Source organism: Enterococcus camelliae (genome assembly GCF_042685105.1).
Taxonomy (GTDB): domain Bacteria; phylum Bacillota; class Bacilli; order Lactobacillales; family Enterococcaceae; genus Enterococcus_G; species Enterococcus_G camelliae.
Window position 1 is genome coordinate 1 of sequence record NZ_JBHUMO010000020.1, and the last position, 4,782, is coordinate 4,782.

General features: G+C 39.0%; 6 protein-coding genes and 1 pseudogene. 6 read left to right on the plus strand and 1 reads right to left on the minus strand.

Going from position 1 to position 4,782, the window contains the following annotated elements; all coding sequences use genetic code 11:
- The first annotated feature begins 209 nt into the window (after positions 1-209).
- The 6 genes from rpsP (at position 210) to trmD (ending at position 4,434) form a co-directional block, all read left to right on the plus strand.
- Positions 210-485 (plus strand): 30S ribosomal protein S16, encoded by a 276-nt coding sequence (gene rpsP / locus ACFSR0_RS03325; RefSeq protein ID WP_379979888.1) that lies wholly within the window; start codon positions 210-212, stop codon positions 483-485.
- An 11-nt stretch (positions 486-496) separates the two neighbouring features.
- Positions 497-757 (plus strand): KH domain-containing protein, encoded by a 261-nt coding sequence (locus ACFSR0_RS03330; protein WP_379979890.1) that lies wholly within the window; start codon positions 497-499, stop codon positions 755-757.
- Positions 758-838: 81 nt separating this feature from the next.
- Entirely contained in the window at positions 839-1,879 is a 1,041-nt protein-coding gene (locus ACFSR0_RS03335) for a tagatose 1,6-diphosphate aldolase (protein WP_379979892.1), read from the plus strand.
- 413 nt (positions 1,880-2,292) lie between these two features.
- The gene (locus ACFSR0_RS03340) at positions 2,293-3,102 is read left to right on the plus strand and encodes a hypothetical protein (protein ID WP_379979894.1); all 810 of its coding nucleotides are present in this window, start codon (positions 2,293-2,295) and stop codon (positions 3,100-3,102) included.
- A gap of 74 nt (positions 3,103-3,176) precedes the next feature.
- Entirely contained in the window at positions 3,177-3,701 is a 525-nt protein-coding gene (rimM, locus tag ACFSR0_RS03345) for a ribosome maturation factor RimM (RefSeq protein WP_379979896.1), read from the plus strand.
- On the plus strand, positions 3,691-4,434 hold the full coding sequence (gene trmD / locus ACFSR0_RS03350) for a tRNA (guanosine(37)-N1)-methyltransferase TrmD (protein ID WP_379979898.1): 744 nt from the start codon (positions 3,691-3,693) through the stop codon (positions 4,432-4,434). Before rimM ends, trmD begins: the two co-directional genes overlap by 11 nt.
- Before the next feature lie 238 nt (positions 4,435-4,672).
- Here the strand turns inward: trmD and ACFSR0_RS11900 are convergent.
- Positions 4,673-4,782 (minus strand): annotated as a pseudogene (locus ACFSR0_RS11900) (IS30 family transposase); the annotation flags it as partial.

Consider the following 4,782-nt stretch of genomic DNA (forward strand, 5'->3'; position numbering starts at 1 on the left):
CTGCCAGACAAGGGTTAAATCGTTGGTAACACTGGATTATTGAGTAATTCGCTGTCTATAAAGGTTTTTTGATTTTTTTATGCATTTGATATTGCAATTAAGCGTTGAAAAGAAAAAAAAGAGCGTGTAAAGAAAAAACTCTTTACAGCCATCAAAAAAACTGCTAAACTATCATTTGTGATTAAAACTTAATGGAGGTGTAAATAAACATGGCAGTAAAAATTCGTTTGAAACGTATGGGTTCTAAGAAAAGTCCTTTTTACCGTATCGTAGTTGCTGATTCACGTTCTCCACGTGATGGACGCTTCATCGAAACAGTAGGAACGTATAATCCCTTAAAAGATCCAGCTGAAGTAACATTGAAAGAAGATGTTGTTCTTGACTGGTTAGCTAAAGGTGCACAACCTTCTGATACAGTTCGTAACTTGCTTTCTAAAGAAGGCGTTATGAAAAAACATCATGAAGCAAAATTCTCTAAGAAATAAGGTGACCACTTATGGATGAGTTGAAAGAACTAGTGTTAACCATTGTTCGTCCATTGGTTAGTCGCCCTGATCAAGTTACATTAAATGTTGAAGAATCTGCAGATTTCTTTGAGTTTAATCTTTCAGTAGCATCAGAGGATATTGGACGAATTATTGGTAAGCAAGGACGTGTTGCGAAAGCCATTCGAACAATCGTCTATAGTGTGCGATTGAATCAACCCAAAAAAGTGCGTCTAAATATTTTAGATAATCAAGCTGAAAAGTCCCGATAAAAATCGGGGCTTTTTCTTATTATTTGGTATTCCTAAAAAAATAGCGTAGACTAGAAGTAAAGAGAAAGGGAGGAAAATTCAATGAAACGAATTTCAAGAGGAAAATTTGAAAAATTGCAAAAGTTATCGAATGCTGATGGTGTCATTGCTGCTTTGGCGATTGACCAAAGAGGGTCAATGAAGAAAATGATGGTAGCAGCGATGGGCGAAGAGCGGTTTACAATGGACGCAATTTATGATTTTAAGAAACTTGTCTCTCAAGAACTCACGAAATCAGTCAGTGGTATTTTATTAGATGAACAATATGGATTTTTAGGGATTCAGGCAAAGAACCCTCAAGCCGGTTTAATCATGTCCTATGAAAAAACAGGGTATGACGTGTCTACTCCCGGGCGCTTACCTGAATTGTTGCCCAATGAATCGTTGGAACGTTTGAAAGCCAAAGGTGCGGATGCTGCAAAGGTTTTGGTTTACTATAATCCGGACGAAGCGCAAGATATTCTTGATGTGAAACACGCGTTCCTTGAACGTCTAGGAACGGAAGCTCTGGCTGCAGATATCCCCATTTTTGTTGAACCAATCGTTTATGATGATCAAGTTACTGATGCAAAATCACCTGAGTTTGCTAAGCTAAAACCAAGTAAGGTGATTCGGACGATTAAAGAGCTAACCAAAGACAAATACCATATTGATATTCTAAAAGTTGAAGTACCTGTTCAGTTTGATTTAGTGGAAGGTTTCCAAAATGAAGGTGTTACTCCAGTTTATAGCCAAGAGGAAGCCGCTAGCTATTTTGAAGAAGCAAGTGCTGCAGCAACGCGACCTTTTATTTATTTAAGTGCAGGTGTTTCTGCTCCAATCTTCCGTGAAGAATTGATTTTTGCCGGACAACATGGTGCAAGATTTTCCGGTATACTTGGCGGTCGTGCGACATGGCGTGATGGGGTGGGAATTTATGGTAAAAAAGGGGAACAAGCACTGTTAACATGGCTTGATACGCAAGGAAAAGAAAACGTGACGGAACTAAATGATATCTTAAAAGAATATGCCACGCCTTGGTATGAAATATATGGAGGATTGGATCAAATCGAGGTCTTTGATAGAGACGTTATGAACGATTGATAACTATGCGTAATTGATACATTGGGGAAAAGATCGAACTTGGTAAGGTTAGTGGAACGAAAAGTGTTGCAGCGTTCGCGTACTAACGGTATCGTTCGCTCTTTTTTCTTACTATCTGAAAAAAAGGAGGCTTAGGATGAATCAATTTCTATTTTTTCTTGTGTTAATTGGGCTTATATGGGCCATTTTTAAAGTTAGTAAATGGATTTGGCGGGTAATAAGTTTTATGGCATTACTAGCGATTCTTTGGTACTTCAGAGAAACAATTTTCTTTTATCTAAATCAATATAGCGAACGAATTCCTAATGAATCTTTACAAAAAAACATCCAGTTTTTTTTGCAAAACTTCGCTGATAAACTGAATCAACTAGGACAAAACGTCACACAGTTCTTTAAGTAGGGAGAAGATTTTTATGAGAAAACGATTGTTGTTGGGAACGGTCATTCTTGCCTTGTTTGTTTTGGGTGGTTGTACTCATTCGAAAACAGCCACAACCAATGTAAGTAAGACTTCGAATACTGAACAAAGCCAGAGTACCAACAGCGTTACTGAAAAGCATTCATCTACAACAACGACAACACAAACAACAACGGCTGCATCAACCACGGAGAGTGCTTCTACCAATCCGTCAAAGGAACTTCAAAGCGCCTTTCCAAAAGAAAAAACGCCGACTGCATCCGTTGAACATCCGCAGACAGACTTGAATATTGCAGTTGCCAATGAAACGAATCGTTTTTCGGTTCTGTATTTTGATATGAAGCAATCGCTTGTTTTGAATGATCAGGCACTAAACAATCAACAACCAATCGCTCATTTTGAAAAGAAGAGTTATTCATCAGAGGAAGAAGCAAAGGAAGCGGTCAATCAACTAAACGGATCAGATGGTGTTGCAACGGTAGATCTTGGCTATGGGATTACAGGGTACCAGCAAGGAGCAGCCGGCTCAACGTATTTATCTTGGAACGAGGGCAATTGGAGCCTCTATGTTCAAGCAAGCGATATTGAGGGACAAGATCCAATACCAACTGCCAAGAAAGTTGTGGCCTTTTTAGAAAAAAATTACCTACCCGCTCCCAAAACTGTTGGGCAAATTGCCATCCACTTGAACATGAATGATTACCAAGCCAATCAGATTATTTGGCAGGACCATAAGTTGGTTTATACGATTTCTCACAGTGACACGATTGCAGCCTTAAAAATGGCTGTTTCTATGGGGCAATAACAAGAGAGGACGTAGCAAATTTCCGCTTCACATGATACAATAAATGAGAATTTTTGTAGAAATGAGGAACACAAGTGACAGAATATTTAAATGTAGGAAAAATTGTGAATACACATGGTATTCGAGGAGAAGTACGTGTGATTTCTCAGACTGATTTTGCCAATGAGCGTTATCAACCAGGAAAGACATTGGTATTGTTTAGAGAAAACAAAGAACCATTAACATTGACGATTGCGACCTATCGCCGTCACAAAAATTTTGATTTAGTAAGCTTTGAAGGGTATCCTTCAATCAATCAAGTAGAAACTTTCCGAGATGGCCTGTTAAAGGTCTCAAAGGAAGACAGCATCCCGCTTGAAGAAAATGAATTCTATTACTATGAAATTATTGGTGCAACGGTCAAAACAATCGAAGGTGAAATCATTGGGAAAGTCAAAGAAATTCTATCGCCAGGAGCCAATGATGTGTGGGTTGTGCAAAGACAAGGCAAAAAAGATGCATTAATTCCGTATATCGACGCTGTTGTTAAGCAGGTCGATGTTTCCAAGCAAGAAATTATTGTTGATTTACCGGAAGGATTGCTAGACGATGAGAATTGATGTATTAACACTTTTTCCAAGGATGTTTGATGGGCCGTTGGGTGAATCAATTATTGGTAAAGCGCGTGAAAGAGGACTGCTAGATATCCGTGTATCCAATTTTCGTGATTTTTCGGATAATAAACATCAAACCGTGGATGACTATCCTTATGGGGGTGGAGCGGGAATGTTGTTAAAAGTTCAACCAATTTACGATAACCTGGCAGCGATTGAAGCAGAACAACCAATCGAAAAGAAACGCATTGTTTTGCTCGATCCAGCCGGAAAACCGTTTAATCAAAAAATGGCAGATGACTTTTCGAAAGAAGACCATTTGATTTTTATTTGTGGTCATTACGAAGGATATGATGAACGCATCCGTTCTCTTGTCACTGATGAAGTCTCACTTGGGGATTATGTCTTAACGGGGGGAGAGTTAGGTGCAATGGTGATGATTGATGCGACGGTTCGCTTATTACCGGATGTGTTGGGAAACAATACCTCTGCTCAAACTGACTCGCATTCAACCGGTTTATTAGAACATCCTCAATATACACGACCAGCAGAATTTGCGGGTATGCAGGTTCCAGAGGTATTAACCAATGGAAATCATAAACTAATTGCAGAATGGCAGCTCAAGGAGTCGTTGCGTCGAACGTACCTAAGAAGACCAGATATGCTTGCAAAACTAGTAAGAACCCCTAAAATGGAAAAGCTACTGAAAGAAATAGAGCAAGAAGAAAAAAAAGCTTAATTGCAATATCAAATGCATAAAAAAATCAAAAAACCTTTATAGACAGCGAATTACTCAATAATCCAGTGTTACCAACGGTTTAACCCTTGTCTGGCAGTAAGATGCCTCTTACCATTTTTTTGGTGGATTGTTGGTGGTTCTGATTCAAAAGAATAGGTTGGTTGGGTCAAGAGAAGAAGCGAAGCGGCTCTTGACTCAGTCAATCTATTCTTTTATCCTACGGAACCAACGAACCACCTTAAGAGGTTTTTAATTTTGTCAGTTCTTCCTGAAGTCGTTCTGCAGGTGTTGCGTAGCCCATTATTTTTCTTGGTCTGTTGTTGATTGTATCGGTTATTGCGTGTAAGT